Below are 16,906 nucleotides of genomic sequence, written 5' to 3' on the forward strand. Positions count from 1 at the left end.
CCATTATGGAGTCCTCCTTGGTTACAAATTAGGGGTCAATTTCTGCAGATTTTGACACCCCGTATCATACCAAGAGGGCTCTTTGTTGTTCAAGTCCCCGAAAATCCTTCTAACAGGAATGCTCCTAAATGAGCTTTTCACTTCTGATTATTAATAGAATAGTATTAATTAAAATTCTTTATGATGCCAAGAATTACACAAAAAGAAAACACCCCAACGCTTGTGGGGTGCATGTAATAATCCAAAAATTCCTATTCTTCATTTTCAGCTAGCAATCTGGTAGCTTCACCAATTGTTCCTCCTTGAAGATTCCAGATCATATTATGATCAGACACAGCATGGCTAAAATCACCAGCTTGCCAATTTTTTAAAATATCCAAATAGAGCTCTGCGTGATTGTACTGATCGCGATTTTCCTCGACCACGATGATTAACCGATCAATCCGCTCTTGTGTAGGTTTCAAACTTCCCCACTTTTCTTCAGCATAAACCTTAGTATGACTCATATGATGAATAGCCGATTGCACTTGATCTTCACGCAAATCTGCAGGAAACTCCAACAAGCGCTTAGAAATTTCAAACTTTCCATCTTCGATTATTCGTTTTATAGGATTACCTTGTTTCCTCTCTTCACTTGAAGAATTACCAGTCAATTGATTTGAAGAAATGAAGGATATATAAACAAAAAATAAAACAATTAAAATAGAAAAAAGTATAATAAACCTCTTTTTATTCATCATCTCCCTCCTATTCTAGTTATGATCCTTCAAATGCTTCCGTCTTTTTAATTGTTCTACGAATAAATCCTTATTACTTTCATAGTGCTTTTTACGGTGACCATTCGCGCCTGATGGATGCGGAAAATTAAATAGAATCGTCTCATGGTTGATTTTTCTAGCTTCAACTAAATATTTCAACACTTCGGACACCGCCTTGCCTGTCGGAATAATAATGGCATCGTTTAATCGATTTAACTCAGGAACCAATAGCTCGTCAATCATATTTTTAAATAATCGATGTCTTAACATTTTTGGTTTACTACCTGTGTAATTTTCTCCTTCAATAAAGGTAGGGTAACGCAGTACTGAAGATGTATGTAACAAATCATGTTTTTCGTTAAATAGCTGTTCACAACTATCAATCTCTAAATAATGTTGTAGGTCTATTCCATCCAACATATCAATTAAATTCTTTCGCATTGTCGTTCCACCAAAGCTTGCATTGTCCTTCGCATGACAAATCAGTTGTTGGTAAGGCTCATTGTTGAGGTGATGTCGGACATAATTAAACGCCAGTTCCATTTGTGTCCACCCAGGTGTTATTCCTAAAATAATCACTTTTGCGTCCTCATTTATGTATTCAAACGGAGCCCAGAAAACCTCGACATCCCCTTCTTTTGCGTACAAAAATTTCTCCGTCCTTAATTCCGTTTTATCGTATGTATCTTTTACCGGTAATTCTGTTAACGCCTTTTCATACTGCTTAAAATACATGCCAATTCCCCCTATTAGTTACATCTCTATAATCTTTGCTATCAGTTAACAAATAAAATTGCCTAAGTGTTAAGTCTTGTAAATAATATAACCAATTTTCTCGATTATTGTCAACCACTTTCCCATATGTTATTGTTATTTTATAACATATAGTTAAAAGAGGATTATAAAATGCCCAATTCAATCGGAGAAAGAATAAAAAATAGAAGAAAAGAATTAAAAATGTCTCAGACTGAATTAGCGAAAATGGTTGGACTGCAACCACCTGCTATTAGCCAATATGAATCCGGGGCACGAAGACCTTCATATGAGGCATTAAGAAAATTAGCATTTGCGCTTACCACCACAACTGAATATTTAATGAACGGAGAACAAATTGTCGGAGAAGAAAACACACTGTTAATGTCCGACCGTGTTTTCCTAAAAATCCTTCATTCCCTACCAGTATCTGAACAGGAAAAACTTGTTGAATATGCTGCATTTTTGGCATCAGGGCGAAAAATCAAGCTTAATGAACTATTTGAAAATCCAGCAGATTACGCCAATCATTTATTGACGGAAAAATCAAGTCATAGCATACCTGTTGATGTGTTTATCATTGCAAAAGAATTAGGAGTTAAGGTTGTCGAGGAAGAATTAGCTGAAGCCGAAGGACTGCTCATTCAAGGAGATTACCCCATTATTGTTTTGGATAGTAAAGTCCCACATTTAGAGCGAAGAAAATTTACTTTAGCAGCATTAATTGGACATTATTTGATACCTTGGCATTTAAAACCTAACTATTTAAAGAGAAAATATATACATTCCGATAATATAAAAATCAAAACGAAAAAGTCAGACATTCAGCTAGGTGCTTCTACCATTCTTATTGAGGACTTTGAAGAAATCGAAGCAAACCAATTTGCTTCAAATCTCCTTGTTCCTCATCGTGAACTAAAAAATGATATAACCAACCAAGCTGTAAATTTTGAAACACTAAAAAACCTTGCACAAAAATATGAAGTATCATTATTTTTCCTATTAAACCGAATCGTTGAGATTGATAATAAAAAGTTTGCAGTAGTTCAATCAGAAAATAACGAAGTGAAAAAAGTTTTCCAGGGAGAGCGACAAATCAAAAAAGGGGTTGTAGATTCAAGTAGTATTGCGGCAACCTTTTTTAGTAATCCAAGTACTATAGAGGAAATACGAATTGGACACGTTCCCGCATCCTGCTGGGTCCAAGATGCTGAAAAACATGAAACGGTTTACGAACAATCCATTTTCAATCCAGAAAAACTCAGTAGTGTTTTAACATTATTAACCTTTGATGATTGAGTTTAGGCAAGCTTGTAAAAATAACACAAAAGAGGCTGGGACATAAATATTTCAGAAAAAAAACCGAACTGCCATGCGAAATTCTAACTTAGAATTTCGCATGGCAGTTCGATTTTTTATATTGATTCCTTTTTAATTGACACTACCGTAAAATAACTGTGGATAAATTTTTTCACATGTGGGTCTGTTAACCCAAATTTTGATTTCCTTGTGTCTGTAAATAAGCAGAAGAATTCCGCTTATATTGGGAAATACCCATATTTCCCTAATAATAACAGGAGTTTTTCCGCTTATTTCATAAAAATCACAGGATTTTGTCCTTTTGGGAGTGGTTAAGCGGAAATTCTCCGCTTATTTCAGCTCAATTAGCCCTCCTTATATACAATAACGGGAAAATCTCCGCTTATTTATTATCAAACCTAGATGAAAATCAACACTGATCTTTAATCATTTAGTTTTAATAGCGGACAATTTAGTTTTGTTCCAGCTTCTTTTCATCCTTAAAAATCTCTTTACTGACATACAATCACTTCTCGTGAAAATGTCCCCTTTTTTACAACAGCTCTGTCTACTACTGAAAAACCAGCTTCAGCGAGGATTTTATCTATAGGCTCCACGGTAACCACAACAACTTTAGTTGCGAAACTTCGAGCACATTGGATCATTTCTAGCTGCTCTTCTTCGGTAATGACCGAGCATAAATTATATGGTAAATCAATAATTGCCACATCATACTGCTCGTCAATATCGCGGATATCCATCTTTTTCACCTCACATGAGTAACCGAAATGAGCGATGTTTTCTCGAGTTCCTTTTAATATTAACGGGTTTCTATCACTACCGACAATATCGATTCCCATCGATAAGGCTTCAACGAGGACAGTTCCTATCCCACAGCAAGGATCAATGGCCTTAATACCCTTCGAATTCGGAATCGCTATATTCACAACTGCTCTCGCCACGCGTGTATTAAGCGCAGTCGAGTAACTGTGTGGCTTCTGTTGGTGCCGAAACCAAACGGATTCACTTTTTTCATACTTTCCGAACAGCCACCTATCCCCAATGGTTATCACACCGTACACTTGCTTTGGATTATGTATGTCCGCAACACCCTTTAGCTTTAAACCGATTTCCTTCTCTATTCTCCGGCGCCTTGCAGCTTCATCTGCCTTTCCAGTGCTTCCTCTTTTTATATACTTGACTTTATATGTTTCAGTAATCGGTGTTAGTTCTTGTACTTTGCTTACCAGTTCCTCTAAGCTTAATGCCTCTAAAATTATCTCAAGTCTTTCCTTAATAAAGGGGCTTCTACTCGGATTAATTTTCACAGCACTTTCAATGACTCCTGTTTGCGAATCTTTTCCGAAAAGCGAGCGCATTTCTAAACTCACTAAATCTCGCTCATCTTCATAGCTTGCATAAGTATATAAATAGTTTACATTTTGATTATTGATTATATCCAAATACGTTCATCCTTTGTGTTCTTAATTATGCTGATAACAATATTTAACTATTATTTCGGATAGTCCAAAATTTTAACCCCCTGAATAGGATGAACTACTTCCAAATCCGGAGCTCCCTTTGGCTACAGTCCCATTCGATACTGTACTACTAGATGTCGTTAAGTTGGTAGAGTTAGTCGAGCCTTTTGTCCCTTTATACTCAGCACTATTTTGATAATCTATGTATGCAGAACTGTTATACAGATTGGATTTGTTGTTGTAGTAGGTACCCGCATAAAAGTAATGACCAAAAAAGGATGAGTTGCTATCTTCACATTCCCAAACACCGTCATCATAGTCCCACTCCCATTCGGCGCAAGCTTCGTCCTCAGGAATTGGAAGTAAATCGTCTTGGTCATCATTAAGAGTTACTGCATTACCTTCATTTTCTAGCGTTGTTTCTGATGAGTATGTATCACCGTATTCCTCTTCTTCAAAACTTTCTTCCTGAATCGCACTACCGCAACTAGCAGCTGCTAGCAACAACGCTGTCGATACAATTCCAGCAATCACTTTTTTTGTTTTCTCCATAGACTCACCCCGTTACTTTAACTTAACATACTATACGACTCATTTTTACAATAGTTTCAGAATATCCTATTTTTGTAAAATACATAAATACATTTATGCTAGACCAATACATTCTTCTTTTTCCAACAAGATACAGCAGATTTCCGTATTTATTGCTAACTATTAATGGTTTCTTTATGCAGTAATTATAGATTTTGCTTGAATTCTATAAGAAAATGACGATTGAAACAAAGGTTAATTGTAAAGGAAATATGAATAAAGAGTTGAATTATTAAGTATACAGGGATTGCACCCTAACTCTTTTCGGAAAGGTAGTGATTGTATGAGAGTATTTTTGCTACATCGAAAGGTTCCTAGTCTTACGAAGAGTGTGAAAGAAATTGATGCCAAGGAGCTTGTCCGGAAAGTTCTATCAACGGTTAAAGTCATGACCATGTTGAGAATGACTGAGAAAGTGAAGAGTGCAACCAGGAAGCTGGCGATACAAGGAAGGTTAAGCCTTAAACAGGCTGGTCCGCTTCCAAGTCTAATCCGAATTCATTTGGAGGAAGTGAAGAGAAAAGTTAGAGTCCGTTCTCCGGAATCGAAATTGTTCATAGGTCCAGGTGATTAATATAAAACTCCAAATAAGGAAGGAGGGATAGATGAACTCATTTTTGATGGAAACACATTTTGCAAAGTTAAACTTCATATAATTCCTCAATACTGCAGCCGCCTTCTGCAGAAATACAGCGCTCCTTTGGATCCGAGGAGCGCTGTATTTAATATACATATACTTATGTTGCCTAGTCTTTTTTCTTTTCAACAAAAAACATTGATATGGCCCCTAAGCCAACATGAGTTCCAACTGACACTCCCATTTGCATAATATGAATCTCGCCAGAAAAATCAGTTTCAGTTTGAATTTTTTCTTTTAACGTTTGTGCAACTAAGCGATCAGAGGTATACCCAATGATAACGAAATCGGTAATACTTTTATCAATTCGGCTAACAAATTCATTTACATAATGCTTTAACACTTTGTTCCGGCCACGTTCTTTTGCTACGATTGCCCCTTTACCGTTTTTCATCGTCATAATCGGTTTTAGCATGAGTACCTTACCAATAAAAGCGCTTGCATTTGTCAGTCTACCACTTTTAATTAAATGGTTTAAATCATCTACAGATAAAAAGTGTTTTACATTTGTTTTATACTGTTCGTTGAATCGGATGATTTCGTCAAAGCTTGCTCCCGCTTCACGAAGCATCGCACTTTTCAATATCAACCAACCACTTCCATGACTCATTGATTTTGAATCGACTATATAAATTTTCACAGAGGAGTCTCGATTTTCCTCATAAAAATACTCCTTCGCTAATTCCGCAGATTGGTAGGCTCCACTCGTTCCACTCGACATGCAGATACAAAGAATTTCCTTATAACCGTCATGAACGGCTTTATTCATAATAGCTAAATATTCTGAGGGACTCGGCATACCTGTTGTCGGAAATTCGGATAATCCTTTCATCATTTGATAGAACTCATCTGGCTGGATATCGATGCGATCTCTATATGTTTTCCCCTCAATATTTATCGTTAATGGCGCTAGGCTTATATTATATTGTTTTAAAATCTCCGTTGATAAATCACAGGTAGAGTCAGCTAAGATTTTGATCATTTATTTCCTCCATTTAGTACATCAAATAACTTGCACTCCTTTCATCTTAATACAGATGTTAAATAATTTACTGTGACATTTTCTACATATTTAGCAATAATGATCTTCGTGAGATTAATAGGCATATTTTCTGATACCCTTTCAACAATTGATAGCTAATACATCTACAACTATAATAATAGGTATTCACTTTGAAATGAAAAGAAAGAGTGTGTGAACATGGAGATTCTAAGAAATGATTGGGATAGCTTGCTAGAAGAGGAATATAGTAAGCCTTATTATCAGCAATTACGAGAAAGTTTGAAGAAAGAATATGTTTCAAGCGTAATTTACCCAGCGCAACATGATATTTTCAATGCACTAAAACATACTTCTTACAATGATACAAAAGTGGTCATCATCGGCCAAGATCCATATCATGGAGCTGGTCAAGCCCACGGACTTAGCTTTTCGGTTAAACCAGGTATTGCCATTCCCCCATCATTGAAAAATATTTACAAAGAACTTCACGCTGATGCTGGATGTCCAATGCCTAACCATGGCTATTTGGGGGAATGGTCGCAGCGAGGTGTATTGCTGCTTAACGCAGTGTTAACAGTTCGAGCGGGGAAACCAAATTCACATAAAGCACTTGGTTGGGAGAATTTCACTAACAGAGTTATCGAAACCTTGAATAACCGTGAAAAACCTGTAGTGTTTATCCTTTGGGGCAATTTTGCTCAAAAAAAAGAAAACCTGATTACGGCACCACAGCATCTAATTATTAAATCTCCACACCCAAGCCCCTTGTCAGCAAACAAAGGTTTTTTTGGCAGCAAACCGTTTTCAAAAGCTAATTCCTTTTTACGAGAGATGGGTTGTGGGGAGATAGATTGGGAAATTACCAATCATCTTTAATATAAAAATAAGACATCTTTATTTTTACATAATATTCAAAATATATTGACAATTAGACTATAGTCTGCGAAAATAAGTTTATCTGTCATATATGTTTTAGTAACACCTAAATGTAAGCGCTTTATTAGTTAATAAAATAAGAATGGAGGCTGCCGAGTTGATCATTACAGGCAATCGAACTCTGTACGATTTAATTAAGGAAAAAAGCACCTTACATCCAAAAAAGGTTATTCTGTACTATGAAGACCAAGCTATTACCTATGAAGAACTACTAACGCGGGTCAATCAAACAGCGCATTTCCTTAAAACGAAGGGTATAGCTAAAGGTGATAAACTGGCGATTCTCCTAAATAATACTCCTGAGTTTTATTATTTTTGGTTTGGCTGCGGCGCTATAGGAGCAGTCCTCGTACCTATAAATACAGCATCTACCTCTTTTGAAATTGAATATTTTATTGACCATTCTGACTCAGTTGGATTTATTGCTGAGGAATCTCTTCTTACAGATCAAATTAACAACGTAATTGAAGCTAAGCCATTATCATTTACAACAATTATCAATCATAAATGGCAGGATATTTTACAAGGATATTCTAATGATAGTCATCATGATGCCGTTGATAGTCAAGATGTGTGCTGCATGATGTATACGTCTGGAACAACCTCCAAACCAAAAGGAGTCGAAATAACCCACGAAAATTATCTTTTCGCAGGAGAAACATCTGTTAGAAATCAATGGTTAACTCCAAATGATAGATATTTAATATTCCTACCGTTATTCCATGCAAACTCACAATACTACACCTCAATGGCATCTCTTGTGGCTGGTTGCTCAATCATCCTTAAGCAAAGGTTTAGCTCCTCTTCCTTCTGGGACGACGTTGAGCGCTATCAACCTACCATCACAAGTTTAGTAGCAACTGTTATTAAAATGCTCCTTCAGAATAATTACCGCCCTAACGAGATGAATCATTCACTAAAAAAGGCTGGATATGGATTGTTTGTCACTTATCAAGAATTACAGCAATTTGAAGCACGATTTGGTGTCAGACTTTTTCAATGGTATGGTATGACCGAAACGATTACTACATCAATTGTAACCCCACTATATGATGAAAGAATAATAGACGAACAAACAGGCATTGTCCCTATCGGAAAAGCTGCGGTTGGTCATGAAATAAAAATTATTAACGATGACGGTCACGAGCTTGGGCCAGGTCAAATTGGACAAATCCTTGTTAAGTCGCCTTCATTGATGAAAGGCTATTATAAAAATCAACAAGCGACTCAAGAGACAATTAGAGATGGATGGCTCTATACAGGCGATAATGGATATTATCACGACAATGGGTATATCTGGTTTGTTGATCGCAATAAGGATATGATAAAACGCGCTGGAGAGAACATCTCCTCTATCGAAGTTGAAAATGTCATCCGAAACCACCCGAAGGTTGAAGACTGTGCAGTGATAGCTGTTCCGGATTCTTTACGTGAAGAAGCAGTAGCTGCATTCATCAAAACTCAGGATGGTATAGAACTTACAATTGAAGAACTCAACCAATATTGTAATGATCGATTATCCTACTTTAAAGTCCCGCAAATTTATGAGTTTGTAGATGATTTTCCACGAACATCGATTGGAAAAGTTCAAAAGAATGAATTACGGAAAAAATATCAACCTAACTGAACAAAAAAACTGTCGTCCAATCAATTCAACGACAGTTTTTTCTTATTTTTAATTACGTAAATTTTGTATTTGCGATAGTACTGTTTCTGGCTCAGCATCAGCTGGGATTTTACCAAATAATAACCCGGTTTTTGGAATAGTGCCTGTCTGAATCTGACCTTCCCAAAATCTCTGATCAAGTCCACCACCAATAGCCTGACCTTCTTCCCAAAGAGAGGTTAACTCAGGGAATGTTAGTGAAGAAATGAGACAAAAATCAACCAGCTTCCTAATTTCTGTTGGATTTAAACAAGTATCCATTTGCAATCCTAATGACCATTTATAATGCTTTGCTACATTTGTTATCGGCTGGTACCTCTCTAGTAATTCATCATGGGTAAAAATCGTATTTTCGCTCTCTTTAATAACAATTGCAGATATATTAAGGGTTGAAAAGGAGCGCAGAAATTCCGCAATATACATGGAAGCACGTTCGATCTCATCCAAAGATAAACTAATCTCTCCTTCACCCTTTACAGACTTTGAAGCTTCCTGTAGCCATTTTTGCGGGGAATCGATTGATATTACGACTGGTTTTTTTGACAATGACTTTAACCCATTAATAATTTCGGTTATCAAGGATTTTGGTTTTTCCTGTGCTAATATATTTTTCATAATCACAGGAAGTCTTTTACTTTTAATGCTTTGAACAAATACTTGTTCATTTTCCAAATACACTTGATAAAATGAACTTACATCGATATTTAATACATCGGGATTAAGTAATCTTTCCGCTTGAGTAAAAATAGAAATAAACAGATCCGGCTTTTGATAAAGGTCCTTTTTACCATTGTTTAATAATCTGTTTGCATAATCCGTAAAATCTATTAAAGTAAGCTGTTTTTCATTAATACAAGTAAAAATAGATTCATATGATCCTACGTTCATTATTTTCCCTCCCAGTAAAATAATCTAGAAGAGCCAGCTCCAAAAAGCTGACTCTCCTTTTATCAGAAATAGCTTATTCGATTTATATTTGCCCTTTCAACATTCTAATTTCTTCTTCTAGCTTTTGAATACGTACTTCTTTTGGATCTGGCATGAATACAGGATGCATATTATCTGCAGACATTTTATTATTTGGTGAACCAGCATAAATAACCTGTTCATTCTTCCAACGCCCGTAAAATGGAAGATGTTCTGCTGGTTCTTCTGTTACCCAGTTCTTAATAAACTCTGAGTAAGGAACTCCGCGTTTAAGGCGTGCCTCTTTTTCTTGCGTTCTAGCCTCTTCCGTTTTTTCGATATCAAGCGCAAGTGTTTCCGAATTATAGAACACTTTATAAATATTATTAGCAGTATCTTGCGAGATTAAGTCCTCTTCGACATCCTTCATCACCAGCTCTGGGTCTCGATCAAGTACGTCACCATATCCTCCTCCTGCACCCTGGGTAATCATATATAGCTCCCCTTCTTCAACCTTTTCATATTGAAGACCTGTGTGCTGGGTCGTATAGATTCCGTTTTCAAATGGACGATTATTCATCACTTCCTCAACGGTAAAAACCATTTTCTCTGGTGTTTTTTCCATAATGTCAAAAATATTAATACCTTTTACCTTACTAAGCGGATAGGTTGGACACGCATAGCCACCAAACAATCCATAAGTGGTCGGATATTTAGAGCCAATTGTCGTTGTCATAAATCCGAAGAATGGCGAATCTTTTACGGTTAAGAACATTTGATATCCCTGACCGCCTCTGTATTTACCAAAGCCTTGATTATCCTTCATAATTCTTCTAGACAACTGCATTAATGGTACTTCTTCTTCGATCAATTCCTGTTCTCCTTGCTCAGCCATTGCCGCAAAAATGGGTGCGATAGAGTGTTCTCCATCCAGTCCATCCCTTGCTCCGCCAGGCATACCGTTTAAGTCAGCTGCCAAGTTTCCAACCGTTTCACCATGTTGTGTTACCCCACCATAGATACATGTCTGAATCATGTTGTACCATGGAGCAACTACTTTAGTGGCTTTTTCGGGGCTATTATATAAAAATTTAGCTACACACATTTGCCCCGCTGTAAATGCCGGGAAGAACGTCATCATACTCTGCGCATTAGGCACATCAAAGGCAGCATTGTAAATGGAGTGGTCATCTACAACAAATTTCATCGGTGCAATTACCGCTTGGTTACGAGGTAAATCAGGCCAAACAAACGATAAGAACATTTGTCCCATCATGCCTTTCATTGCCCCTAAAACAGAGTTGTTTGGACGATTCGCAAACGCAGGTCCTGAACCACGGAAATCTAAGGTTAGCTCATCACCCTTTTTAGTCATTTTTAGACTTGTTTTAATTAAAATATTTTCACGAAGAGTACCATCGGCAATGCCCATCGTACTTACAGTACCGTCAGGCCATTGAGAAAGACGACGTTTTACCTCTTCCACCGTATCATCTAGTGTTTTACGTAAAACTGAGATAACCGTATCTACACCATACTCAGCAATTGTTTCTTCAATTCGTTGATGAACACGTCTTGCAGCATGAAGCTTTGCTTTCATATCAGTAATCATCAGTTTCGGTTCACGAACAGAGTTTTGGAAGTACGTATACAAATCCTTGTGCAACTTGTTATTCGTACCTATTTTCATCGGAGAAATCATCAAGCCCTGGTCATAAACCGATTCAGCAGCTGAAGGCATACCACCAGGTTCGATGGAACCGTTCTCTCCTTCATGAACAACAGCGACAATCCAAGCAATTAATTCTCCCTTCTCAAAAACAGGTAAAATCAAGTTTTGGTCAGTATTATGAACGCCACCATAACGTGCATCATTATAATAAAAGATGTCACCAGGTTTTACGCCAACTTCAGGATCATTAAGCCAGTTTTGAACAATATGCTTCACACCATATTGGGTACAACCAGCAAAAATGAGAACCCCTCCTGAACTAACAATTGACAGGTCGCCTTTTGCGGTAAAAATACCACAGACTAAGTCACCCCATTTTGCACCTGGTGCTGCACCAATTTGCTCGAGCATTTCAAATGCTTCATTCGTTCCAGCCAACAACTTACTCCGAGCCACACTTAGAATGGAAGGATCATTCACCTTTTTAATCGCTTCGATTTCTCTTTCAGTAATTTCCTCAAGCGTATGATCCTGCATATTTCTTGGATCCGGTCCTAGAAAAAGTGTAGTATCTTTTAAAAACTTTTCAACAAGCTCCTGTTCTCTTTTCAACTCATCTACAGACATTATGCCCCACTCCTTTATATTAGGCTTTCGCTTGTGTTTCAGCTTTATTGACGATTTTCGTACCCGTTTTTTCAGTATTTAAAATCCATGCTGAACGTTGTTCTCCCATTACCAGCTTCCACCCAGGTTCAATTAAATAACTAGTTCGCGGAGATTCAACAATTGCAGGTCCCTGAATTTCTACTCCGGACTGTAATTGTTCAGAACGGTATACAGCAGTTTCCAACGGCTGTTCAAAATCAACAAAGTAGCAATCTCTAACACTATTAGGTGCAGGAGCTTCGAGAACGACATCTGCTGCTTTCTTGAATCTTACTTGTTCCAACTCAACATAAGACAGAACGCGAATTGTATTAATCCGAATTCCAGCCTCCGGTTGTTGACTTCCCTCTCCGAAACGTTCCCCATAGTTTTCGCTAAACGAGTTAACAAGTTTCATAACAGCAGCTAAGTTTGTTAAGCGATTGACAGGAGAAATAACAGAAGTTTGAGTTAACTGGTTTCCATAGCGCATATCTAGCTCTAACCGGAATAAGATTTGATCCTCGGAAATACCTTGGCGCATTAACTCTTCCTTACCCTCTTGTTCAAGCTCTTCGACAATCTTATTAAAACGATTAAAATCGTTAAATAAACTGCGCGTGTTGGAGTCATAAATATTCATAAATACTGATCGTTCATGAATATTTACCTGATTCATAATGCCCGCTCCAACAGCAGAGAAAATCGGTGCAAACGGAGGGACTAAAATCTTATCAATTTCGAGTACCTTTGCGATGCCGCAGCAATGTAAAGGGCCATTTCCGCCATATGCTAGCAATGTAAAGTTCTTTGGATCATATCCTTTAACACCTAATTCTTTAAAAATGGCGTGTGCCATGTTAGAATCTACTTTCTTCTTAATTTGAAGCGCAGCTTCGACGATAGACAAATCCATTTCATCGCAAATTGCCTCTTCGATGGCAAACTCTGAGCGTTTTTTATTTAAGTTAATATGACCCTCGGCATAGTAACCTGGATCGAGGTAACCGAGCACTAAATCAGCATCCGTAACTGTAGGGTCAAGTCCACCTCGGTCAAAACATGCAGGACCAGGTTCAGAACCAGCACTTGAAGGTCCTACTTCAATATGGTTTAACGTTTGATCATATCGAGCAATCGAACCACCGCCTGCTCCAATGACTCCAAGGTGTAACATCGGAACACTGACAAGCCAGCGGTCAATGATTGGATTGAAGTCATAGAATCTGATTCCGCCACCAACAACAACCCCAATATCACAGCTTGTTCCACCCATATCCATCGCAACTAAGTGTCCTACATTAAACTCCTCAGACAAATGCTCTGAGGCATTAATCCCCGACGTTGGTCCTGAATGAATAGTCTGTAAAGCGTGTGTTGAATTTAGTTGTGCCATTCCACCAATATTATGAACAACTAGCATCGGTTTTTTATAGCCATAATCTTTGAGAGTCATCTCGAGTGAGCTTAAAGCATGATACATTTGGTCATGCAAATAGGCATCTAGTATGGAAGAAGTAATACGTACGTATTCTCCTTTTCGCTCTGCTACTTGGTGTGATAGAATAACCGGCATGGACCCAAGCATATGGGTAGGATATTCGTTAAGGATGATTTCCTCAACTCTTCGCTCATGAACGGGATTAACAACTGAATTCACTAAGCCGACAACAAACGCTTGAGCACCACGGTCGACAAGCTTGCGAATTTGTTTTCTTAAATGTACTTCATCTAAAGGCATATTAATTTTGCCGTTATAGTCAATTCTTTCTCGAACACCCGCAATCATATTTGGAGGAACTAATGGTTCAGGTCTTTGTCCAGCAGGAAGGTCCATCTGTTCCTCTGGAATCAAACCGTCCCCATAACCACGACCACGGCTTAAAGGAACTTGACTCTCATAACCCGCTGTAGTTAATAGACCAATTTTTGGTCCTTTTCGCTCAATTAAGGCATTCGTACCAAGCGTGGTTGCATAACGGACTGAGTCCAGCTGGGACAAGACTTCGCGGATAGTTTTTCCCAACTCGGCACAAGCTTGTTCCAGAGCATCCATAAAACCAAGAGCTAAATTATGATGCGTTGTTAATGCTTTAGTTTCAATTAGAGTTTCATCCCAAACTAAAAAGCAATCAGTAAAAGTACCACCAATATCAACACTTACCTGTTTCATACATTTTGCCCCTTTCTATTTTTGTATCGTGCTTTTAATGCATCAATATCAAAATCCATATCTCTAATCGGTGGATGTCCAGGAGGTAAATATTCGACTTCTACCTGTGTAGCGCAGTTAGGGCAATAGTATTCAATGATTCGGAGCCAATTTGGATCCGGTGAATAGGTATATTCATATAAATCAGGATTAATAATCGGTTTATGGATTTCGCGAGGATCGCGAATGTGGACTAGTAGTCCTTCTTTATAGTTCTCACGGGCTGGACCAATGTTATGCTCGCATTTCCGACAAACCCATTTTTCAGTTTCCAGATCAATGGCCAGATATTCTGTCATATTTTCCTTCATCTGTTTTCACTCCCCTTTTTTCGATAAAAAGATATCTTTAAAGTTATTTACTTCAAACTCCCAACCTTCCAACACCCGACAAGTAAAGTATTCGTCTTCAATTAACGCAGGACCAACGCCTTTAGTTCCAGGTGAAATCTCTTCAAAGGAATAAACTGGAACGTCCTCCCATTTGATATTCTCATTAATAATTTGTTGGTGACGAATAGGGGTTAACTCTTTCGTTTCATTTGATTGACTTTCCTCAAACTTAAAGTGAACAATCGGCTTTTCAACTTTAAGATGTAAGCGAATATCCGCTTGTCCAGCAATTTCCCGAATCGCGTCTTTAAGATTTGTTAGTTTCACAATCTTTTCTTCATCCTCTGAAAAATAACTAACATAGGAGATTCGACGGCACTCAGAAATATTAAAGCCTTCCGCAAACATATCTCGTTCTGCTTTTTCAGTTAACTCGATTAATTTTTCATTTATTACTTGTTCGGTAGTCTCAGTTAAATAGGTTTGATATTCATGAGCGATGTCACTAAACCCAATTCCAAACGCACTGAATACTGCAGCTAAGCGTGGTACGATAATGTTAGAAATACCCGCTGCTTCAGCAACGCCACAAGCACTCATCGGTCCTGCCCCACCGAATGCGAGTAAAGTAACTTCATCAACCTGTTTTTGATAGACTGATAATCCGTCTGCAATTTTTTGGCAATATTGCTTTTCCATATGAATTAATGCGTTTTCAAGGCCAATACCTAGTGGTCTTGCTACTTTGTCAATGACTGCTTTTTTCGCACGTTCTTCATCTAAAGTCATGCTGCCACGGAAATAGGAGCTAGAATCAAGAACCCCCATTAAGAAGTAAGCATCGGTAACCGTCGCTTCCTGACCTCCTCTTCCAAAACATGCAGGACCTGGAACAGCGCCAACACTCTCCGGACCAACCTGAAGTTCTTGGTTTTTAACCGAGAACACTGAGCTTCCACCAGCTCCAATACTGATCAAATCACTCAAGGAGAACGAGGTTGGAATTCCTTCAATATGTCCGTAGCGATCCACCTTGATTTTTTCTTCTTTTACTAGCCCAATATCGGATGTTGTCCCACCAATATCTAAAGTTAATAAAGCTGGAATTTGGTATTGTTGCGCAATCGCTTTTGTCCCTTCCATACCACCACGTGGGCCAGATCCATATGTCTTAATGGCAGTTGTCTTAGCCACCCTTGCTGAGTTTCCATCATTATGAAAAATAAGTAATGGATTTTTCATCCGATGTTCTCGGAGGAAGTTTTCAGAGTTGTATAGGAATCTCTCCATTTCCATATGAAGAAAAGAATTGATTAACGCTGTCCATGTTCTTTGACTATCATTTTTATCCTCGGCTACCTCGTGCGAAAAAATCATTGGAATAGCACCTAATAAATGGCGAGGATACTTCCGTAAAATGATATTTTTCACTTTTATTTCGTCTTCTGAAAGGGTATTTCCAGTAAAACTAATAGCAAGTCGGTTGACCCCTTGAGATAATAATGTATTTACTGCTTTAACAATTTCAGCTTCAAGATTTTCCTGTTCCTTATCTGGATCGATTTCAACGATTCGTCCATCGACCATAGCTTTAAACATTTCTTGTTTTTCCTTTGAATCCACTAAAGAGGAGGTATCTGTCCCCTTTCGGATGATTAACCCAATCCGCGGACCTCTTTTTTGAACAATTGCGTTTGTGCCTGCTGTAGTTGAATAGCGAAGATATTCTGTTTCCTGGAGGAGTTTTCGAATATTTGGCTCACCATATAATTCCTCTGATATTCGGCTAATCACGTCGATAAAACATTTTGTTAAATCATAGGGTGTTGTTAATGTTTTGGCGCGGACAATTTTGTCTCCTTTAATTAAACATGCATCCGTGAATGTTCCGCCGTTGTCAATTGTCATTAATACGCTCATCTGCTTTCCCCTTTCAAAATAAGTGATTGTTTTTTATCCTCCTCGCTTTTTATATATGCAATATCCATGCCAAAACTTAAAATGGCTATATT

The 16,906-nt window shown here is 37.9% G+C and carries 14 protein-coding genes; 4 read left to right on the forward strand and 10 right to left on the reverse strand.

Annotated elements, in window-relative coordinates; all coding sequences use genetic code 11:
• Positions 1-251 precede the first annotated feature (251 nt).
• Positions 252-737: a DUF6241 domain-containing protein gene (locus tag FXW34_RS16535; RefSeq protein WP_147535160.1), complete on the reverse strand. Its 486-nt coding sequence runs from the start codon at positions 735-737 to the stop codon at positions 252-254.
• 15 nt (positions 738-752) lie between these two features.
• Positions 753-1,493: a uracil-DNA glycosylase family protein gene (locus FXW34_RS16540; RefSeq protein WP_147535161.1), complete on the reverse strand. Its 741-nt coding sequence runs from the start codon at positions 1,491-1,493 to the stop codon at positions 753-755.
• Between the two features lie 171 nt (positions 1,494-1,664).
• Here FXW34_RS16540 and FXW34_RS16545 point away from each other — a divergent pair, with 171 nt between their 5' ends.
• Positions 1,665-2,810 carry a helix-turn-helix domain-containing protein gene (locus tag FXW34_RS16545; protein WP_147535162.1) on the forward strand — a complete coding sequence of 382 codons (1,146 nt, stop codon included), beginning with the start codon at positions 1,665-1,667 and terminating at the stop codon, positions 2,808-2,810.
• A 512-nt stretch (positions 2,811-3,322) separates the two neighbouring features.
• Here the strand turns inward: FXW34_RS16545 and FXW34_RS16550 are convergent.
• Entirely contained in the window at positions 3,323-4,273 is a 951-nt protein-coding gene (locus tag FXW34_RS16550; RefSeq protein WP_246141129.1) for a TRM11 family SAM-dependent methyltransferase, read from the reverse strand.
• A 72-nt stretch (positions 4,274-4,345) separates the two neighbouring features.
• A complete protein-coding gene (locus tag FXW34_RS23435) occupies positions 4,346-4,843 on the reverse strand; it encodes a hypothetical protein (RefSeq protein ID WP_246141131.1) in 498 nt (165 codons plus the stop codon).
• 322 nt (positions 4,844-5,165) lie between these two features.
• Here FXW34_RS23435 and FXW34_RS16560 point away from each other — a divergent pair, with 322 nt between their 5' ends.
• Positions 5,166-5,456 carry a hypothetical protein gene (locus tag FXW34_RS16560; RefSeq protein ID WP_147535163.1) on the forward strand — a complete coding sequence of 97 codons (291 nt, stop codon included), beginning with the start codon at positions 5,166-5,168 and terminating at the stop codon, positions 5,454-5,456.
• 172 nt (positions 5,457-5,628) lie between these two features.
• On the opposite strand, the gene FXW34_RS16565 is transcribed toward FXW34_RS16560, so the two are convergent.
• Positions 5,629-6,501 carry a DegV family protein gene (locus FXW34_RS16565; protein WP_147535164.1) on the reverse strand — a complete coding sequence of 291 codons (873 nt, stop codon included), beginning with the start codon at positions 6,499-6,501 and terminating at the stop codon, positions 5,629-5,631.
• A gap of 219 nt (positions 6,502-6,720) precedes the next feature.
• Between FXW34_RS16565 and FXW34_RS16570 the strand changes: the two genes are divergently transcribed.
• Positions 6,721-7,398: a uracil-DNA glycosylase gene (locus tag FXW34_RS16570; protein WP_147535165.1), complete on the forward strand. Its 678-nt coding sequence runs from the start codon at positions 6,721-6,723 to the stop codon at positions 7,396-7,398.
• 157 nt (positions 7,399-7,555) lie between these two features.
• Complete coding sequence (locus tag FXW34_RS16575; RefSeq protein ID WP_187118997.1) at positions 7,556-9,085, forward strand: class I adenylate-forming enzyme family protein; 1,530 nt, start codon at positions 7,556-7,558, stop codon at positions 9,083-9,085.
• 48 nt (positions 9,086-9,133) lie between these two features.
• On the opposite strand, the gene FXW34_RS16580 is transcribed toward FXW34_RS16575, so the two are convergent.
• The 5 genes from FXW34_RS16580 to FXW34_RS16600 form a co-directional block, all read right to left on the reverse strand.
• Entirely contained in the window at positions 9,134-10,012 is an 879-nt protein-coding gene (locus tag FXW34_RS16580; RefSeq protein ID WP_147535167.1) for a hypothetical protein, read from the reverse strand.
• An 82-nt stretch (positions 10,013-10,094) separates the two neighbouring features.
• The gene (locus FXW34_RS16585) at positions 10,095-12,329 is read right to left on the reverse strand and encodes a hydantoinase B/oxoprolinase family protein (protein WP_147535168.1); all 2,235 of its coding nucleotides are present in this window, start codon (positions 12,327-12,329) and stop codon (positions 10,095-10,097) included.
• A 19-nt stretch (positions 12,330-12,348) separates the two neighbouring features.
• On the reverse strand, positions 12,349-14,523 hold the full coding sequence (locus tag FXW34_RS16590; RefSeq protein ID WP_147535169.1) for a hydantoinase/oxoprolinase family protein: 2,175 nt from the start codon (positions 14,521-14,523) through the stop codon (positions 12,349-12,351).
• Positions 14,520-14,873 (reverse strand): acetone carboxylase subunit gamma, encoded by a 354-nt coding sequence (locus FXW34_RS16595; RefSeq protein ID WP_147535170.1) that lies wholly within the window; start codon positions 14,871-14,873, stop codon positions 14,520-14,522. Before FXW34_RS16595 ends, FXW34_RS16590 begins: the two co-directional genes overlap by 4 nt.
• 6 nt (positions 14,874-14,879) lie before the next feature.
• Entirely contained in the window at positions 14,880-16,814 is a 1,935-nt protein-coding gene (locus tag FXW34_RS16600) for a hydantoinase/oxoprolinase family protein (RefSeq protein ID WP_147535171.1), read from the reverse strand.
• Positions 16,815-16,906 lie beyond the last annotated feature (92 nt).

The sequence above is a fragment of the Bacillus marasmi genome, from assembly GCF_902168435.1.
Lineage (GTDB): Bacteria > Bacillota > Bacilli > Bacillales > Cytobacillaceae > Bacillus_BU > Bacillus_BU marasmi.

Excerpts from the sequence above, each read along its gene's own strand:
- FXW34_RS16535 (WP_147535160.1), bottom strand. The coding sequence starts at position 737 with ATGAATAAAAAGAGGTTTATTATACTTTTTTCTATTTTAATTGTTTTA.
- FXW34_RS16540 (WP_147535161.1), bottom strand. The coding sequence starts at position 1,493 with ATGTATTTTAAGCAGTATGAAAAGGCGTTAACAGAATTACCGGTAAAA.
- FXW34_RS16545 (WP_147535162.1), top strand. The coding sequence starts at position 1,665 with ATGCCCAATTCAATCGGAGAAAGAATAAAAAATAGAAGAAAAGAATTA.
- FXW34_RS23435 (WP_246141131.1), bottom strand. The coding sequence starts at position 4,843 with ATGGAGAAAACAAAAAAAGTGATTGCTGGAATTGTATCGACAGCGTTG.
- FXW34_RS16560 (WP_147535163.1), top strand. The coding sequence starts at position 5,166 with ATGAGAGTATTTTTGCTACATCGAAAGGTTCCTAGTCTTACGAAGAGT.
- FXW34_RS16565 (WP_147535164.1), bottom strand. The coding sequence starts at position 6,501 with ATGATCAAAATCTTAGCTGACTCTACCTGTGATTTATCAACGGAGATT.
- FXW34_RS16570 (WP_147535165.1), top strand. The coding sequence starts at position 6,721 with ATGGAGATTCTAAGAAATGATTGGGATAGCTTGCTAGAAGAGGAATAT.
- FXW34_RS16580 (WP_147535167.1), bottom strand. The coding sequence starts at position 10,012 with ATGAACGTAGGATCATATGAATCTATTTTTACTTGTATTAATGAAAAA.
- FXW34_RS16585 (WP_147535168.1), bottom strand. The coding sequence starts at position 12,329 with ATGTCTGTAGATGAGTTGAAAAGAGAACAGGAGCTTGTTGAAAAGTTT.
- FXW34_RS16590 (WP_147535169.1), bottom strand. The coding sequence starts at position 14,523 with ATGAAACAGGTAAGTGTTGATATTGGTGGTACTTTTACTGATTGCTTT.
- FXW34_RS16595 (WP_147535170.1), bottom strand. The coding sequence starts at position 14,873 with ATGAAGGAAAATATGACAGAATATCTGGCCATTGATCTGGAAACTGAA.
- FXW34_RS16600 (WP_147535171.1), bottom strand. The coding sequence starts at position 16,814 with ATGAGCGTATTAATGACAATTGACAACGGCGGAACATTCACGGATGCA.